This window comes from Devosia crocina, assembly GCF_900116545.1.
GTDB classification, from domain to species: domain Bacteria; phylum Pseudomonadota; class Alphaproteobacteria; order Rhizobiales; family Devosiaceae; genus Devosia; species Devosia crocina.
Genome location: NZ_FPCK01000003.1, coordinates 499022 through 514230 on the forward strand (window position 1 = coordinate 499022; position 15209 = coordinate 514230).

Below are 15209 nucleotides of genomic sequence, written 5' to 3' on the forward strand. Positions count from 1 at the left end.
GCTCTCCACTCCGAACCACCGAGTTTCCGACCACGACGATGGCCGACCCCCTGATCATCAAAATCTGCGGCATCAAGACGCCCGAGCTTCTTGACGCCACTATCGCAGCCGGCGCCGACATGGTCGGCTTCATGCATTTCCCGCGCTCCCCACGCCATGTCGACATCGAGCCGCTCGCTGAGCTTATTTCGGCTTGCCGGGGGCGCATCGAGAGCTGCGTGGTCCTGGTGAACCCGGACAATAGCTGCGTGGCCGAAGTGGCAGCTCTCGGTCCCGACTGGATTCAGCTCCATGGCCCCGAATCCCCGCATCGCGTCGAAGCAATCCGTGCCGAAGCCGGCGTCGAGATCATGAAGGCCCTGCCGATCGGTTCGGCTGAAGATGTGGCAGAGGTTGCATCCTATGCCGCAATAGCAGATCGCGTCCTCCTCGATGCCAAGCCCCCCAAGGGCGCGGACCGCCCTGGTGGTCTGGGCGACAGCTTCGATTGGGGGCTGCTCCAAGGTCTTGATCCGGAAACAGCGTTCATGCTCTCGGGCGGGCTCAATCCGGACAATGTCGCCGAGGCCATCCGCCGCGTCCGCCCCATGGGCATCGATGTGTCCTCGGGGGTCGAACGCGCGCCGGGCGAAAAGGACAAGCGCCTGATCGAGGCCTTTATCCGCAATGCCCGCATGGCCGGATAATCATTGCCATCGTCCGCTCTGCCGGACTATGGAAACGCCAGCCGCAACCTGAAGTCTGCCCCCGGCTTCGTGGGAGGAAATCCGCTTGAGCACGCCAAACACCAATTCCCTGCGCAATGGCCCGGACGAGCATGGCCGGTTCGGCCTTTATGGCGGCCGGTTCGTCGCCGAAACGCTGATGCCGCTGATCCTGGATCTCGAGCGGGAATATCGCGCCGCCAAGACTGACCCGGTCTATCAGGCCGAACTCAAGGACTTGGCAACCCACTATACCGGACGCCCGAGCCCGCTTTATTTTGCCGAACGGCTGACCCGGCACCTGGGCGGAGCCAAGGTCTGGTTCAAGCGCGAAGAGCTCAACCATACCGGCTCGCACAAGATCAACAATTGCCTGGGCCAGATACTTCTCGCCAAGCGCATGGGCAAGACGCGCGTCATCGCCGAAACCGGCGCCGGCCAGCATGGCGTGGCAACGGCCACGGTCTGCGCCAAGTTCGACCTGCCTTGCACAATCTTCATGGGCGCGACCGACGTCGAGCGGCAGATGCCCAACGTCCTGCGCATGAAGATGCTGGGCGCCGAAGTCCGCCCCGTTACGGCGGGAGCCGGCACGCTCAAGGACGCGATGAACGAGGCGCTGCGCGATTGGGTCACCAATGTGGACACGACCTACTATCTGATCGGCACCGCGGCAGGCCCCCACCCCTATCCTGAAATGGTGCGCGATTTTCAGTCCGTCATCGGCACCGAACTCAAGGAGCAGTTTCGCGCCATCGAGGGCAAGCTGCCCGAGGCGGTGGTTGCCTGTGTGGGCGGGGGATCGAATGCCATCGGCACCTTCCATGCCTTTCTCGATGATCCCGATGTCGCCATTTACGGCGCCGAGGCTGGCGGCCACGGCATCGAGGTCGACAATGGCCACGCTGCCTCGATGACCGGCGGCCGTCCCGGCGTGCTTCACGGCAACCGGACTTATCTCCTGCAGGATGCCGACGGACAGATTCTCGAGGGCCACTCCATTTCGGCCGGGCTCGACTATCCCGGCGTCGGACCGGAACACTCCTTTCTTCACGACACCAAGCGCGTCACCTATGTGCCGATTACCGATCAGGAGGCGCTGGAAGCTTTCCAGCTCTGCACCCGCATGGAGGGGATCATCCCCGCGCTCGAATCCGCCCATGGCCTTGCGCAGGTGATCAAGCTTGCGCCCACCATGGCGGGTGACCAGTCGGTGGTGCTGTGCCTTTCCGGCCGCGGCGACAAGGACGTTGAAAGCGTCGGCAAATATCTGGGGCTTCTCACCTGATGACATCGCGTATCGACCGCCGTTTTGCCGAAACCAAGGCTGCCGGACGTCCGGCGCTCGTGACCTACGTCATGGGCGGCGATCCGGATCTTGCCACCAGCCAGGCGATCTTGGAGGCGCTGCCGCAGGCCGGTGCCGACATTATCGAACTGGGCCTGCCCTTTTCCGACCCGATGGCCGATGGCGTCGTCATCCAGCTCGGAGCGCAACGTGCGCTGGCGCAGGGCCAGACGCTGCTCGGCGTGCTCGGCATGGTGGAAGATTTCCGCCGCAAGGACGAGACGACGCCGATTGTCCTCATGGGCTACTACAACCCCATCTACATCTTTGGCGTCGAACGGTTTATCGAGGCGGCCGTCAGCGCCGGCGTCGATGGGCTGATCATCGTCGACCTGCCGGCCGAGGAAGACGACGAACTCTGCATCCCGGCGCTTGAAGCCGGGCTCAATTTCATTCGCCTCACCACCCCGACCACCGACGACAAGCGCCTGCCCACCGTGCTCAAGAACACCTCGGGCTTCGTTTATTACGTGTCGATGACCGGCGTGACCGGCGCGGCCATCAAGTCGCGCGGCGCCGTGGGCGAAGCGGTTGATCGCATCAAGTCCCACACCGACCTTCCGGTTGCCGTCGGCTTCGGCATCAAGACCGCCGAGGACGCCGCCGATATCGGCCGCCATGCCGATGGCATTGTGGTCGGCACGGTGCTGGTCGATGCAATCGCCAACTCGCTTGAGGATGGCAAAGCAACGGATCGGACCGTTGCCGCGGTGCGTGAACTGGTGGCGGACCTTGCAGGTGGCGTGAAGCGGGCGCGATCCTGAAATCATCAACCGCCGTGATTGCCCGGTTTGACCAAGCAATCCATCTGGCGGAGCCATGGACCACCCGGACAGGCCAGGTGGTGACGGTGGCGAGGGGCTGTGAATTGCTGTCTGGCATCTTTGCCCACCTGCCATCACCCTGATAACATTTGCCACAATTGACACTTAGGTGAGCCAGAACTCACCGCGAAAGGCCGCGCCATGAACTGGATCGACAATTTCGTCCGCCCCAAAATCCGCTCGTTCCTCACCAACAAGCGCGACACGCCGGAAAATCTCTGGGTGAAAGACCCGGAATCGGGCGAGATGGTGTTTTATCGCGATCTCGAGGCCAATCAGTGGGTCGTGCCCAATTCGGGCTACCACATGAAGATCAAGCCGGCCGACCGGCTCAAGACGTTTTTCGACGACGGTGCCTATGATCTGGTGCCCGTATCCTCCGTCCCGCTCGATCCCCTGAAATTCCGCGACCAGAAGCGTTATACCGACCGGCTCAAGGAAAACCGCGCCAAGACCGGTTTTGAAGACAGCGTCATCGTGGCGACCGGCAAGCTTTATCAGCGCGACGTCACCGTTGCCGTGCAGGATTTCGATTTCATGGGCGGCTCGCTCGGCATGGCTGCCGGCCAGGGCATCATCACCGGGCTCGAAACCGCGGTAGAGCGCAAGACGCCCTTCGTGCTCTTTGTCGCCTCGGGCGGCGCGCGCATGCAGGAAGGCATTTTGAGCCTGATGCAGATGGCGCGCACGACCGTTGCCGTCCTGCGCCTGCGCGAAGCGGGCCTGCCGTTCTTCGTCGTCCTCACCAATCCCACGACCGGTGGGGTCACTGCATCTTACGCCATGATCGGCGATGTCCATATTGCCGAGCCCGGTGCCCTGATCGGCTTTGCCGGGCAGCGCGTCATCGAGCAGACCATCCGCGAAAAGCTGCCCAAGGGTTTTCAGCGCTCGGAATATCTTTATTCCCACGGCATGGTGGACATGGTGGTCCATCGCCACAACCTGCGCTCGACCATCGGCTCGCTCGCGAGCATTCTCACCCGCGCCCCTGCCAATGACGAATTGGCCGGCACGGCCAGCAAGGCGATCGCTGCTCAGGCAAGCCTTCGCGATGCGGCCGTGGCTGCCGAAGGCGATGACGATATCCTGCCGCCTGCCGCACACGCCGAATAGGCTCTTTACGGGCACTTAACAGCGCGCCTGCTAATTTCCCCCAGTTGCGCTCCGTCGGACCCCGGCGGAGTTCGGATTCTGGGAGGAATCGCATGCGCAAACTCACCTTGCCCATCGCGCGCAAACTGCCGCTGGCGCTGCTTGCGTCAGCGCTGCTGGTCAGCGCCGGTGTGGGCCTCGGCAGCTACATGATCGGTTCGCAGGCGCTGCGGGCGTCTGCCGAAAACACCCTGGCGACCCTTGCCTCCGAGCGGGCCCGGCAGGTCGCCTCCTTTGTCGAGGGCGTCGAGGACGATCTGGTCGCCACGTCCCGATCCGCCGATACCCAGCAGGCCCTGCGCGATTTCGCCGGCGCCTGGCTGCAGTTCAAGGTCGATCCGACCGCCGAAGTGCGCAAGCTCTATGTCGAGGGCAACCCCGACAAGTCCGATCTGTCCGCGCTCGATACGCTTGGTACGACCGGCGCCTATGACGTCACCCATACCCGCTTCCAGCCCGGCTTCAGGGACAAGGTGGTCTCGCGCGGCTATCGCGACTTCTACCTGTTGGATCTCAAGGGCGTGGTGGTTTATTCGTTGCGCAAGGGCGATGAATTCGGCACAAGCCTTGCCGAAGGTAGTCCTCTCGCATCGACCGGGCTTGGACGCGTGTTCAACGAGGCCGTGGCGATCGAGAACGACGCCGATATCGCCTTCGCCGACTTTGCCCCCTATGCCCCGGCCTCCGGCCTGCCTGCGAGCTTTTTCGCCAAGCCCGTGTTCAATGCGCAGGGCCGCAAGATCGGCGTCGTGGCCTTCCAGCTGCCGAGCGAAACGCTCGACCGCGTCGTTGGTGACCGCACGGGCCTTGGGGAGACCGGTGAGGTGATCGTCGTCGGAGCCGATGGCCTCCTGCGCACCGATTCGATCTTCACACCACAAAACGATGCACTGGCGACCGGTTTTGCCGGCCAGGTGCTTGAGGCGGCAGTGGGCGGCGCGCACACGATCGGGGAAACCGGCGATTATCGTGCCATCCCCATGCTGGTCGCCGGCGCGCCCATTACGACGCGCGATGCGCCCTGGGCTGCGGTCGCGGTCATGGGGCGCGACGAGGTCCTCGCGCCCATTGCCGACATGCGCAACATGATGCTCGCCATCGGCACGGCGCTCCTCGCCGTCGTCGCGGTACTGAGCCTGCTCTTTTCGCGCTCGATCACGCGGCCGATCACCCGTCTCACCGGCACTATGGATTCGGTAGCATCGGGCAATTTCGATGCCGAAGTGCCGGGCACTGCCCGGGGCGACGAATTGGGAGCCATGGCCCGTGCCGTGCAAGTGTTCCGCGAAAACGGCCGCCGGATCAGTCAGATGACGGAAGCCGAAGCCGATCGCGCGCTGCGCAACCAGGCCGAGCGCGCCGATATGATGACCACCCTGCAACGCGCCTTCGGCGATGTTGTCGAAGCGGCTGTGGCAGGCGATTTCAGCCGCCGGGTCGATGCGCGCTTCCCCGATGCCGAACTCAATAGCCTTGCTCATTCGGTCAACCAACTCGTTGACACCGTCGATCGGGGCCTCAGCGAAACCGGCTCGGTGCTCTCCGCTCTCGCCGAAACCGATCTCACCCAGCGCGTCGGCGGCGACTATCAGGGGGCCTTTGCCCGTCTCAAGGACGATACCAACGCCGTGGCCGAACGCCTCGGGGACATAGTGGGGCAACTGCGTTCCACCTCGGGTGCGCTCAAGCGCGCCACGGGGGAAATCCTTTCAGGCGCCAACGATCTGTCCGAGCGCACCACCCGTCAGGCCGCGACCATCGAAGAAACCTCGGCCACCATGGAACAACTGGCCCAAACCGTGCTCGACAACGCAACGCGCGCCGAAGCGGCCCGGGAAAAAGCCCGCCACGTCTCCCAGGCCGCCGAAGACGGTGGGGTGGTGATGAACGAGGCCAACCAGGCTATGGGCCGCATCACCTCGTCCTCAGCCAAGATCTCCAACATCATCGGCCTGATCGACGACATCGCCTTCCAGACCAACCTCCTTGCGCTCAACGCATCGGTGGAGGCGGCGCGCGCCGGCGAAGCCGGCAAGGGTTTTGCCGTGGTGGCCGTCGAAGTGCGCCGCCTCGCGCAGTCGGCCGCTAGCGCCTCTGCCGAGGTCAAGGCGCTGATCGAGCAGTCCGCAAGCGAAGTCAAGGGCGGCACGCGCCTTGTGGGGGCGGCGGCGGATAAGCTGGCCGGCATGCTCGATGCGATCCGCGAAAATACCGGCGACCTTGAATCCATCGCCCAGGGCAGTCGCAGCCAGGCCTCGGCCATCGAGGAGCTGACCGTGGCCGTCCGGCAAATGGACGAGATGACCCAGCACAATGCTGCGCTCGTTGAACAAACCAATGCCGCCATCGAACAGACCGAAGGTCAGGCCAGCCAGCTCGATTCCATTGTGGAGCAGTTTACGGTTGCCACCGCTCCGGTGCCCGCCCTCAAGGCGCCGAGTGAAAATCCGCGCTCCGCCCCAAGGGCGCTTCGCCGCAGCGTTACCAATGCCGCGGAAAAGCTGGACGACTGGTCCGAGTTTTAGTTCTCGGCCAGAGCACCCCCCTGTCTCTCCCTTCCCCAAGGCAGGACAGGGGGGAGGGACACCTGCGGCGCGAAGCAAAGCGAACTGGACGCTCGCGCCTTGCCGCGGCTTTCCAACATCTGTTGGCGCGCGCTACAAGGGCGGGCGGAAAGGGAACAGAATGGCCACCTATACCGATATTGCTCGCCGGGTCTACAACCACACCTGGAAGCTCGATCCGATCATCCGCAGCCTGCTCGACACGGACTTTTACAAGCTCCTGATGTTGCAGATGATATGGGGGCTTTATCCCAAGGTCGATGCCACCTTTTCGCTGATCAATCGCAGCAAATCTGTGCATCTGTCCGACGAGATCGACATCGAGGAATTGCGCGCCCAGCTCGACCATTGCCGCACCCTGCGCGTGTCGAAAAAGGAAATGATCTGGCTCGCGGGTAACACCTTTTATGGCTCCAAGCAGATCTTCCAGCCCGGCTTTCTCCGCTGGCTCGAAAATTTCCAGCTGCCCGAATACCGCTTGGAAAAGCGCGATGGGCAGTTCGTTCTCGAATTTCCCGGCCTCTGGCTTGAAACCACCATGTGGGAGATCCCGGCGCTCGCCATCATCAACGAGCTGCGTTCGCGCGCGGCCATGAAGCGCTATGGCCCTTTCACGCTTGATGTTCTTTATGCCCGCGCCAAGGCCAAGATGTGGGAAAAGGTCGAGCGGCTGCAAAAGCTGCCCGAACTCAAGATTTCCGATTTCGGCACCCGCCGCCGCCATTCCTTTCTCTGGCAGCGCTGGTGCGTGGAAGCGCTCAAGGAAGGGATCGGCGACAATTTTACCGGCACCTCCAATGTCAAGCTGGCCATGGATACCGATCTTGAGGCCCTTGGCACCAATGCGCACGAGTTGCCGATGGTGCTTGCAGCCCTTGCGCGCTCGGACGAGGAGCTGCGCGAAGCGCCCTATCGCGTGCTGCAGGACTGGAAGAGCTACTATGGCGGCAACCTGCTGATCGTTCTGCCCGACGCCTTCGGTACCGATGCGTTTCTCCGCGATGCGCCCGACTGGGTGGCGGACTGGACCGGCTTTCGCCCCGACAGCGCCCCCGCCATCGAAGGTGGCGAGCGCATCATCAAATTCTGGCAGGAGCGGGGACGCGATCCCAGGGAGAAGCTGCTGATCTTTTCCGACGGGCTCGATGTGGACATGATCGAGGAAGCCTATCTCCATTTCGATGGCCGGGTCCGCATGAGCTTTGGCTGGGGCACCAATCTGACCAATGATTTCGAAGGCTGCGCGCCCGATCCCAATCCGGGTCTCGATCCCATTTCTATTGTTGCCAAGGTCAGCGAGGCCAATGGCCGCCCAGCCGTCAAGCTATCCGACAATCCGGCTAAGGCCACCGGGGAAAAGGCCGAGATCGAGCGCTATATCCGCGTTTTCGGCGATGCCGGCCGGGTCGAGCACGCCGTGCGCGTCTGAGGCAAGGCCGCAACGCTGGTTAGTTTATTCGTTTGTGGAGAAACCGGAGCGGTTCTCACGCATTAAGACGGCGTGAACCACCCGGGCGCACTGTGTCTGCGGGGGCTCCCCTGGAGCCAAAAATGAGTTTTGAATTAGTCGATATTGCCCTTGCCGAGAGGCATGAACACCCGCATCTGCACAACCGGATCAATGGCAAGGTCCGTGCCGTCCTCACCGAAACCATTGATGGACACGAGCAGCGCCACGAGCTGATGATTCCCGCCTGGGTCGAACGCAGCCAGGAAATGGACGAGGCCGATGTCGACCTCGCCCTGATGGTCAAGGCTGCAAAGATCGTGGGCCGGTTGCGCGAGCGCCTGGCGCCGACCTCGGATTAGCGCTTCCGGCGCCGGGCGAGGTCTTCCAGAAACAATCTGTCCGATGGGGCAAGGCCCATCGGAACATAAGGGTGCCTCGGAGCGTGCGAGGCCTCGAGGCTGTGGTGACGGTAGGCGGGCGCAGTGGCAAAGTGGCGAGCCCGCGCGCGCAGGGCAGCCATCTCGCGCTGCTTTTCGCTGCGCGCAAAGACGATCAGCGTCACCGCCACGACCAGCCAGATCGCAACCACTTCCCAAGCCATGTTCGCCTCCTTCGGATAGCGGCGAACATAGCTAATGAAACCTTAAGCGCTAAGCGCAAAGCGCTGTTAGGCTTAACGCCTAGAGTGGCGCGGAGCGCTGTGGAACGGGAAGGGCCCCGCCGCGATTGAGCGTCACCAGCATCGTCCGCACCTCGCGTTCCGCCGCCTTGGTGATCGCCTTGCGGTCGGCGCCATGGCCGAGCACCTGCGGGGTGCCGAAGGAGACGACGACATCCTTGACGGGTCCGCCCAGGATCTCCCGGATATTCTGCCAGACCGACTTGGATTTGATCCAGGCGATCATCGATCTCTCGTTGCGGCTCACCGGCAGACCCTGAAGCGCCCTATAGGCGATGGCAACGGGCTGGATATCGACCTCGTCTGCGCCCGCCGCCGCCATGGCATGTTGGGCCGCCCCGACAAGGGCCGACCGGAACGGCAGGACATGGGTCCCGATATCGGACTGCCCTTCGGCGAAAAGCAGCACGGCATGGCCGCCCGCCATGTGCCGCCCCATGGCTTGCGCTGTCTGCCCGGTGCCCGCGCGCCGCGTGCGATCGACATAGATGGTCTTTTGCAGGTTGGCCAGCATGCCAACAAGAGGCCATCTGCCCACTTCCTGCTTGGCGACGAACGTCACCTCGGCCGCCGATCCGATCGCCACGATATCGGTCCAGGATATGTGGTTGGAAACCAGGAGAGTCGGCCGGCCCTTGGCAGGCGAGCCGATGACGGTGACGCGCAGCCCCAGGAACACGCAGCCGAGTCGATGAAAGAGACGCGGCAGAACCGGCCAGATCGGCAGGTTGAGCGCATTGATGATCGCCTGGGCAGGGATCACCACGATCATGAACGGCACGAAAACGAAGACAAAGAACAGGCTGCGCAGGATCATTCAGTCAGGCTTTTGCTTGCTGTCCGGCTTGTCCGCGAGCGGCACGGCATAAAGTTCGAGCCGGTGGTCCACCAGCCGATAGCCGAGCCGCTTGGCGATCACCTCCTGAATGGCCTCGATTTCCTCGTTGCGGAACTCGATCACGAGCCCCGAACGGATATCGATCAGGTGATCGTGATGCTCGTCCGGAATGAGTTCGAACCGGGCGCGGCCATCCTTGAAATCGTGCTTGGTGACGAGCCCGGCCTCTTCGAAGAGGTTGACCGTGCGATAAACGGTCGACAGCGAAATGCGGTTATCGATGGCCGAAGCGCGCCGGTAGAGCTCCTCGACATCGGGATGGTCCGAGCTTTCCTCGATCACCCGGGCAATGACCCGCCTTTGATCGGTCATGCGCATGCCGCGCGCAACGCAGGCTTCTTCCAGGGTTGGTTCGGATGGCGCCTTGCTCAAGCCCATTCTCCGTGCTGACTGGTGGATCCGGGGTTAGCCAAGATCGCGCGACATGACAAGCGCGGTGGCTGCCGTGCCGTCGGGTCGTGCATAATAGCCCTTGCGGGCCGATATGGTGGCAAAGCCGAGCCGCCTATAAAGAGCGATGGCCGCAAGGTTCTGCTCGTCCACCTCGAGAAACATTTTGCGCGCTGCAGACAGCATCAGATCGGCGAACACTGCCTGCATCAGGGCGCGTCCCACGCCCTTGCCGCGCCATTTCGGATCGACCGCAATGGTGAGCAATTCGCTTTCATCCGCCACCAGCCGGATCAGGGCAAAGCCGGCAATCCGCCGCTTCGCATCGCATGCGATATAGGCCGGGGTTGCGCCGTCCCCCAAAAACGCGACGAAATCGGCTACGGGCCAGCCACGGTAAAAGCTCTGCGCATGAAGCTGGGCGAGGCGCGCCGCGTCCCCCGTTTCCGCCGGCTCGATATGGAGCCCCTGCGGGGCCATCCAGAGCTTGTCCATCACACCCGTCTCGGCACGCGGGCCGCATCCTGCGGCTTGGCGTCGGCATCGCGGATATAGGCGGCATGGGGCGGAAAGTTTTGAGGATCGGCAGCCGCTGCAAAGCGCACGAGCGGCTCCATGGCCACGAATGGCTCCTCGACCAGCTGCGCGCCCTCAGGCACTAGCGCCTGCGCCTGCGCCATGGGCAGGAGCTGGGGCGGCGTTGTCGCGCTGCCGGGCGCTGAAAACGTCTGGATATAGGCTTCGCCCCGCCGCGCATCGAGCAGAACCGCAATCGGCCCTGTGCCCGTGCCAAGCGACAAGGCAAAAAGGCTCGGAATGCCCAGAACCGGCAGCTTGCGCGCAAGCCCCAGGCCGCGCGCCGCCGAAAGGCCGATCCGCAGGCCGGTGAACGAGCCCGGCCCGGTGGTCACCGCGATCCGCTGGAGATCGCCATAGCCAAGTCCGTTGCGGGCAAGCAGTGTGCCGAGCCGATCAAAAAGAATTTCGGCATGGCCGGTGGCGATGTCGTCAATGGACTGATCTATCCGTCCGTCACGGCATAACAGCGCCAGCTGCAGGCGCGGAGCGGCGGTATCGATGGCAAGGGTGATAGGCGGAGCGGACATGGATTTGTCCTATCCTTGCGGGGCTGCCAAGTCCACTGCGCAAAGAGCGGCCGCTCCCGTGCTTGACGCCCCACAGCCTGGGCGCGACCTTGCCCGCCATGTTCCGTGATTCGCTCAAGCTGTTTTCATGATCCGTCCGGTAACCTGGCTGGCCGAAACTGCCATGCTCAGCCACGGCTGGCGGCGCTTTGCCATGGTGTTCGTCGCCGGGCTCGTCGCCGGCTTCTCCGTTCCGCCGTTTTTCGTCTTGCCGGCGCTCTTTGTGGCCATGCCGGTCTGGGTCTGGGCGCTCGATGGCGCCGAGCGGCACCGGCATTGGCTCAGGCGGATGTTCGGTCCGGCCTTCGGCATTGGCTTCGGGTTCGGCTGGGGCTATTTCATTGTCGCCTTCCACTGGCTGGGCGCAGCCTTTTTCGTCGATGGCGGCTGGGTGCTCTGGGCCATGCCTTTTGCCATCGCCGCGCTTGCGGCATTGGTCGCCCTCTTCTGGGGTCTTGCCAGTGCTCTGGCGCATTTCTTCTGGAGCCATGGTTCGGCCCGCATCATCACGCTCAGCGCCGCCATTGCCCTGGCCGAATTTGCCCGCGGACACTTGTTCTCCGGGTTTCCGTTCGATCTCCTGGGCTATGCGCTGACCGGCACGGACGAGATGATGCAGCTGGCTTCGGTGATCGGGGTCTACGGCCTCACCTTCCTTGCCCCGCTCCTTGCCATGACGCCGGCCCTGATCTGGCCCGCCGACGATCGGCCGGCAAGCGCGCGGCTCGCCCCCTTTTTTCTCGCCCTCGCCGTGATTGCCGGGCAATTGGGCTATGGCTGGAACCGGCTGGCCGGCACCGTCTCGACCGAACGCCAGGACGTCTCGTTCCGCCTCGTCCAGCCTATGGTCTATGAGCATGCCGATTTCGGCAATGTCGATCCGGCAGCGCTCGTGGACCGCCTGCTGATGCTCTCGGACATGCGGATGGACCCCACCGACCAGGGTCTGGCCGACATCACCCATCTCGTCTGGCCCGAATCGAGCCTGCCCTTTTTCCTTGAAACCTATCCCGAGGGGCTCGCCCGCATTGCCCGCATACTGCCCGAAGGCGCGACCCTGCTTGCCGGGGTGCCGCGCCAGCTCTATGGGCTCGATGGTGAAACCCCGGCCGGCGCTCCCTATAATTCGGTGGTCGCGATCAACACCGAGGGCGAAATCTTTGCCAGCTACGACAAGTCCCATCTCGTCCCCTTTGGCGAATATCTGCCGTTTCAGGAGTTCTTTTCCCGCCTAGGCATCCAGCAATTCGTGCCCGGCTCGGCCGGCTGGTCGCACGGGGACGAGCGCCGCCGGCTGATGGGCATGCCCGGCGCGCCGGCTATGCTGGTCCTGGTCTGCTACGAAATCATCTTTTCCGGAGATCTGGGCAATGTCGGAGACGCTCAGTTCATCCTCAACCTGACCAACGACGCCTGGTTCGATGGCTCGCTCGGTCCGGCTCAGCACGCCCATCACGCAAGGTTGCGAGCCGTTGAAGAGGGGATGAGCCTCTTGCGCGCCGCCAATACTGGGCTCACCTTTGCCACCGACCCCTTGGGGCGGATCACTGCCCAGCTGGTGCCGGGGCAGATGGCGGCGCTCGATGTGCGTCCGCACCAGCGCCTCGCTCCCACCATCTTCGCCCAGATCCGGCACTACCCGCTCGCCATCGCCATCATCGCGGGCATCCTGATCGGCTTTGTCGCCTCCCGCCGTGGGCGCCGGCGCTTGCCCGAATAAAAGAAGCCCCGCATTGCGGGGCTTTCGGGGGCAATCCCGTCTTACCAGGTCTGGCGATCGTACCAGGTATCGACGTCTTTGGTGACTTCGTCCTTGGCCTTGCCATAGCGCTCCTGGATCTTGCCTTCCAGCTGGTCGCGCTTGCCGTTGATCTGGGTCAGATCATCGTCGGTGAGCTTGCCCCACTGTTCCTTGATCTTGCCCGACATCTGCTTCCAGTTGCCTTCGACGCGGTTCCAATCCATTTCGGATCTCCTCGATTAATCTATGTAAGGATAATTCGCGAAAGAAGGCCCGGTTCCGTCCTCCGGCGCTGACCCCCGTTAGACAAGGCGAAACGGGAGGCCTCGGTCCCCGTTGCAAGGGGCATTAACGAGGCGCCAAAACAGCGGAAGCAGACAAATGAACCGGAACGTCATCGTGGCAGTGGTGGTGGTGATTGCAGTGATCGCCTTTGCCAGCTTCATGTTCACCAATATCAACCAGGCCCCCGACGGAGGCATGGGCAACACGCAGCAGGATAACATCTCAGCCGACACGCCCGAAGTGGGCGATCAGGTCGGCAATAATGACGGCGCCGTCACCCAGCCCTAGCTGTCACAAACGCAAAGGCCCCGTGACAGCTAAGTCACGGGGCCTTTGAGAGAAATTGGTGCCCAGAAAAGGACTCGAACCTTCACGCCTTGCGGCACACGGACCTGAACCGTGCGCGTCTACCAATTCCGCCATCTGGGCGACGGGCGAGTAACTAGGGCCCGGGCCGGGCAATGTCAACGCTCTTGTGACGGTTTTTAGAAGTTTGCACCGTCCCAATGCTTTATCGCGCCGTGATCGACAGGCGGCGGGTTCTCGAGGCAATTCACATTGATCATGTACATCCTGTTGCCCTTGCCATCGCTGCCCTGCGCGAAGCTTTCTATTCCGCACGTCCGGCAAAACAGATGATCGATCATTTCGGTGTTGAACCGATAGGTGGTCAGATGGTCCGCCCCTGCCTCCAGCGTAAAGTCCGCCTCGGAAACCGATTGCATGATCCAGCCCAGTCGCCGGCAGCGCGAACAATTGCAATCGCCCATGCCCTCGAGATCGGTGCGCGCCGTAAATCGCACGGCACCACAATGGCAATGACCCGAATAAAGCTGTTTGTCCGGCATGACATTCTCCTTGATAGGAACAAAAGAAGAACATGCGTAGCCAAGAGTCAAGCCTCTCCCGATCACGATATGCTCGACAGCACCAGCCGTGCTGGGCTAGAAGCGAACCAACCTAGTGCCCCTGCCTGCCGGAGTCCCCAACATGGATCGCAACTCGCCCAAACTCGTCACGGTTTTCGGCGGCTCCGGTTTCCTCGGCACCAATCTCGCCCAGGCCTTGGCGCGCAAGGGTCATCGCGTGCGCCTCGCCGTGCGCCGGCCCGATCTTGCCCATGACGCGCGCATGCTGGGCAATGTCGGCCAGATCGTGCCGATTCAGGCCAATGTCCGCAACGAGGCTTCCGTTGTGCGGGCCGTCGCCGGTGCCGACATCGTCATCAATCTTGTGGGCGTTGGTTCACAGGCCGGTGCGCAGACCTTCCAGAACGTGCATGTCGCCGGCGCTGCGGCCATCGCGCGCGCGGCCAAGGCCGCCGGCGCTTCGGCGCTGGTTCATGTCTCCGCGCTTGGCGTTGACCGCGCCAGCGAAGTCAGTGCCTATGCCGCCAGCAAGCTTGCTGGCGAGGGCGCCGTTCTCGATGCCTTCCCTGAAGCGGTGATCCTGCGTCCCTCGCTGATGTTCGGCCAAGGCGATGGCTTCTTCAATCTCATGGGCACCCTGGCGCGCCTCTTCCCCGTGATGCCGCTGATCGGCGGCGACACTCGTTTCCAGCCGGTTTATGTGGGCGATGTCTCCGAGGCCATCGTTGCGGCAGCCGAAGGCGCGGTCAAGACCGGCAGGGTCTACGAGCTGGGTGGGCCTGATACCGAAACGCATCGCGACCTGCTCTCGCGCATCCTGCGCGAAACTGGCCGCAAGCGCCCGCTCCTGCCGCTTTCTGCGGGCGTTGCCAAGCTTCTTGCGCTTCCCTTTGCCATCCTGCCCATCAAGCCGCTCATCACCGCCGATCAGGTCGAACTGCTCGGTGTCGACAATGTGGTGTCCGATCTCGCTGTCAAGGAAAAGCGCACGCTTGCCGCTTTCGGCATCACGCCCACCGGCATGGACAAGATCCTTCCTCAATATATGTGGCGCTTCCGCAAGCATGGCCAGTTCGACCGACCCGATGGGGAAAGCGATTCCGGCTCTGTTGCAGCCTGACGCCTCTTTGATTGGCAAAATTGGCCAAAGCGTTTAG

Annotated in this window: 17 protein-coding genes and 1 tRNA gene; 10 read left to right on the forward strand and 8 right to left on the reverse strand. The window is 62.9% G+C overall.

Features of this window, described 5'->3' with window-relative positions; all coding sequences use genetic code 11:
• Nucleotides 1-38 precede the first annotated feature (38 nt).
• The 7 genes from BM364_RS15635 to BM364_RS18250 all read left to right on the forward strand — a co-directional run bounded on the left by BM364_RS15635 (nt 39) and on the right by BM364_RS18250 (nt 8404).
• Nucleotides 39-686 (forward strand): phosphoribosylanthranilate isomerase, encoded by a 648-nt coding sequence (locus tag BM364_RS15635; RefSeq protein WP_092426175.1) that lies wholly within the window; start codon nt 39-41, stop codon nt 684-686.
• Nucleotides 687-771: 85 nt separating this feature from the next.
• Nucleotides 772-1992: a tryptophan synthase subunit beta gene (gene trpB / locus BM364_RS15640; protein ID WP_092426177.1), complete on the forward strand. Its 1221-nt coding sequence runs from the start codon at nt 772-774 to the stop codon at nt 1990-1992.
• On the forward strand, nt 1992-2816 hold the full coding sequence (gene trpA / locus BM364_RS15645) for a tryptophan synthase subunit alpha (protein ID WP_092426179.1): 825 nt from the start codon (nt 1992-1994) through the stop codon (nt 2814-2816). Before trpB ends, trpA begins: the two co-directional genes overlap by 1 nt.
• Before the next feature lie 201 nt (nt 2817-3017).
• Nucleotides 3018-3992, forward strand: coding sequence for an acetyl-CoA carboxylase, carboxyltransferase subunit beta (accD, locus tag BM364_RS15650; RefSeq protein ID WP_092426180.1), 975 nt, complete (start codon nt 3018-3020; stop codon nt 3990-3992).
• A 92-nt stretch (nt 3993-4084) separates the two neighbouring features.
• Nucleotides 4085-6556, forward strand: a complete 2472-nt coding sequence (locus BM364_RS15655) for a methyl-accepting chemotaxis protein (protein WP_092426182.1) — start codon at nt 4085-4087, stop codon at nt 6554-6556.
• A gap of 160 nt (nt 6557-6716) precedes the next feature.
• On the forward strand, nt 6717-8024 hold the full coding sequence (gene pncB / locus BM364_RS15660) for a nicotinate phosphoribosyltransferase (protein ID WP_092426184.1): 1308 nt from the start codon (nt 6717-6719) through the stop codon (nt 8022-8024).
• A gap of 122 nt (nt 8025-8146) precedes the next feature.
• The gene (locus tag BM364_RS18250; protein ID WP_139232605.1) at nt 8147-8404 is read left to right on the forward strand and encodes a hypothetical protein; all 258 of its coding nucleotides are present in this window, start codon (nt 8147-8149) and stop codon (nt 8402-8404) included.
• Here the strand turns inward: BM364_RS18250 and BM364_RS15665 are convergent.
• The 5 genes from BM364_RS15665 to tsaB form a co-directional block, all read right to left on the reverse strand.
• Entirely contained in the window at nt 8401-8646 is a 246-nt protein-coding gene (locus BM364_RS15665; RefSeq protein ID WP_092426186.1) for a hypothetical protein, read from the reverse strand. The two genes, BM364_RS18250 and BM364_RS15665, sit on opposite strands and share 4 nt — an antisense overlap.
• Before the next feature lie 79 nt (nt 8647-8725).
• Nucleotides 8726-9541, reverse strand: a complete 816-nt coding sequence (locus BM364_RS15670; protein WP_092426187.1) for a lysophospholipid acyltransferase family protein — start codon at nt 9539-9541, stop codon at nt 8726-8728.
• The gene (locus BM364_RS15675) at nt 9542-9940 is read right to left on the reverse strand and encodes a Fur family transcriptional regulator (RefSeq protein ID WP_244542915.1); all 399 of its coding nucleotides are present in this window, start codon (nt 9938-9940) and stop codon (nt 9542-9544) included.
• An 87-nt stretch (nt 9941-10027) separates the two neighbouring features.
• Nucleotides 10028-10507: a ribosomal protein S18-alanine N-acetyltransferase gene (rimI, locus tag BM364_RS15680; protein ID WP_092426191.1), complete on the reverse strand. Its 480-nt coding sequence runs from the start codon at nt 10505-10507 to the stop codon at nt 10028-10030.
• Entirely contained in the window at nt 10507-11118 is a 612-nt protein-coding gene (tsaB, locus tag BM364_RS15685) for a tRNA (adenosine(37)-N6)-threonylcarbamoyltransferase complex dimerization subunit type 1 TsaB (protein ID WP_092426192.1), read from the reverse strand. Before tsaB ends, rimI begins: the two co-directional genes overlap by 1 nt.
• A gap of 127 nt (nt 11119-11245) precedes the next feature.
• Between tsaB and lnt the strand changes: the two genes are divergently transcribed.
• Nucleotides 11246-12877 carry an apolipoprotein N-acyltransferase gene (gene lnt, locus BM364_RS15690; RefSeq protein ID WP_092426194.1) on the forward strand — a complete coding sequence of 544 codons (1632 nt, stop codon included), beginning with the start codon at nt 11246-11248 and terminating at the stop codon, nt 12875-12877.
• Nucleotides 12878-12918: 41 nt separating this feature from the next.
• On the opposite strand, the gene BM364_RS15695 is transcribed toward lnt, so the two are convergent.
• On the reverse strand, nt 12919-13122 hold the full coding sequence (locus BM364_RS15695; RefSeq protein WP_092426195.1) for a CsbD family protein: 204 nt from the start codon (nt 13120-13122) through the stop codon (nt 12919-12921).
• 157 nt (nt 13123-13279) lie between these two features.
• On the opposite strand from BM364_RS15695, the gene BM364_RS15700 reads away from it, so the two are divergent.
• Nucleotides 13280-13471, forward strand: coding sequence for a hypothetical protein (locus BM364_RS15700; RefSeq protein ID WP_092426197.1), 192 nt, complete (start codon nt 13280-13282; stop codon nt 13469-13471).
• A 56-nt stretch (nt 13472-13527) separates the two neighbouring features.
• On the opposite strand, the gene BM364_RS15705 is transcribed toward BM364_RS15700, so the two are convergent.
• A tRNA-Leu gene (locus BM364_RS15705) sits at nt 13528-13612 on the reverse strand.
• A gap of 56 nt (nt 13613-13668) precedes the next feature.
• A complete protein-coding gene (locus tag BM364_RS15710) occupies nt 13669-14031 on the reverse strand; it encodes a GFA family protein (RefSeq protein ID WP_092426199.1) in 363 nt (120 codons plus the stop codon).
• A 142-nt stretch (nt 14032-14173) separates the two neighbouring features.
• On the opposite strand from BM364_RS15710, the gene BM364_RS15715 reads away from it, so the two are divergent.
• Nucleotides 14174-15172, forward strand: a complete 999-nt coding sequence (locus BM364_RS15715; protein ID WP_092426200.1) for a complex I NDUFA9 subunit family protein — start codon at nt 14174-14176, stop codon at nt 15170-15172.
• Nucleotides 15173-15209 lie beyond the last annotated feature (37 nt).

Bases quoted from the DNA above. Each gene is read 5' to 3' on its own strand.
- BM364_RS15635 (WP_092426175.1), top strand. From the start codon at position 39: ATGGCCGACCCCCTGATCATCAAAATCTGCGGCATCAAGACGCCCGAG.
- trpA (WP_092426179.1), top strand. From the start codon at position 1,992: ATGACATCGCGTATCGACCGCCGTTTTGCCGAAACCAAGGCTGCCGGA.
- accD (WP_092426180.1), top strand. From the start codon at position 3,018: ATGAACTGGATCGACAATTTCGTCCGCCCCAAAATCCGCTCGTTCCTC.
- BM364_RS15655 (WP_092426182.1), top strand. From the start codon at position 4,085: ATGCGCAAACTCACCTTGCCCATCGCGCGCAAACTGCCGCTGGCGCTG.
- pncB (WP_092426184.1), top strand. From the start codon at position 6,717: ATGGCCACCTATACCGATATTGCTCGCCGGGTCTACAACCACACCTGG.
- BM364_RS18250 (WP_139232605.1), top strand. From the start codon at position 8,147: ATGAGTTTTGAATTAGTCGATATTGCCCTTGCCGAGAGGCATGAACAC.
- BM364_RS15665 (WP_092426186.1), bottom strand. From the start codon at position 8,646: ATGGCTTGGGAAGTGGTTGCGATCTGGCTGGTCGTGGCGGTGACGCTG.
- BM364_RS15670 (WP_092426187.1), bottom strand. From the start codon at position 9,541: ATGATCCTGCGCAGCCTGTTCTTTGTCTTCGTTTTCGTGCCGTTCATG.
- BM364_RS15675 (WP_244542915.1), bottom strand. From the start codon at position 9,940: ATGCGCATGACCGATCAAAGGCGGGTCATTGCCCGGGTGATCGAGGAA.
- rimI (WP_092426191.1), bottom strand. From the start codon at position 10,507: ATGGACAAGCTCTGGATGGCCCCGCAGGGGCTCCATATCGAGCCGGCG.
- tsaB (WP_092426192.1), bottom strand. From the start codon at position 11,118: ATGTCCGCTCCGCCTATCACCCTTGCCATCGATACCGCCGCTCCGCGC.
- lnt (WP_092426194.1), top strand. From the start codon at position 11,246: ATGATCCGTCCGGTAACCTGGCTGGCCGAAACTGCCATGCTCAGCCAC.
- BM364_RS15695 (WP_092426195.1), bottom strand. From the start codon at position 13,122: ATGGATTGGAACCGCGTCGAAGGCAACTGGAAGCAGATGTCGGGCAAG.
- BM364_RS15700 (WP_092426197.1), top strand. From the start codon at position 13,280: ATGAACCGGAACGTCATCGTGGCAGTGGTGGTGGTGATTGCAGTGATC.
- BM364_RS15710 (WP_092426199.1), bottom strand. From the start codon at position 14,031: ATGCCGGACAAACAGCTTTATTCGGGTCATTGCCATTGTGGTGCCGTG.
- BM364_RS15715 (WP_092426200.1), top strand. From the start codon at position 14,174: ATGGATCGCAACTCGCCCAAACTCGTCACGGTTTTCGGCGGCTCCGGT.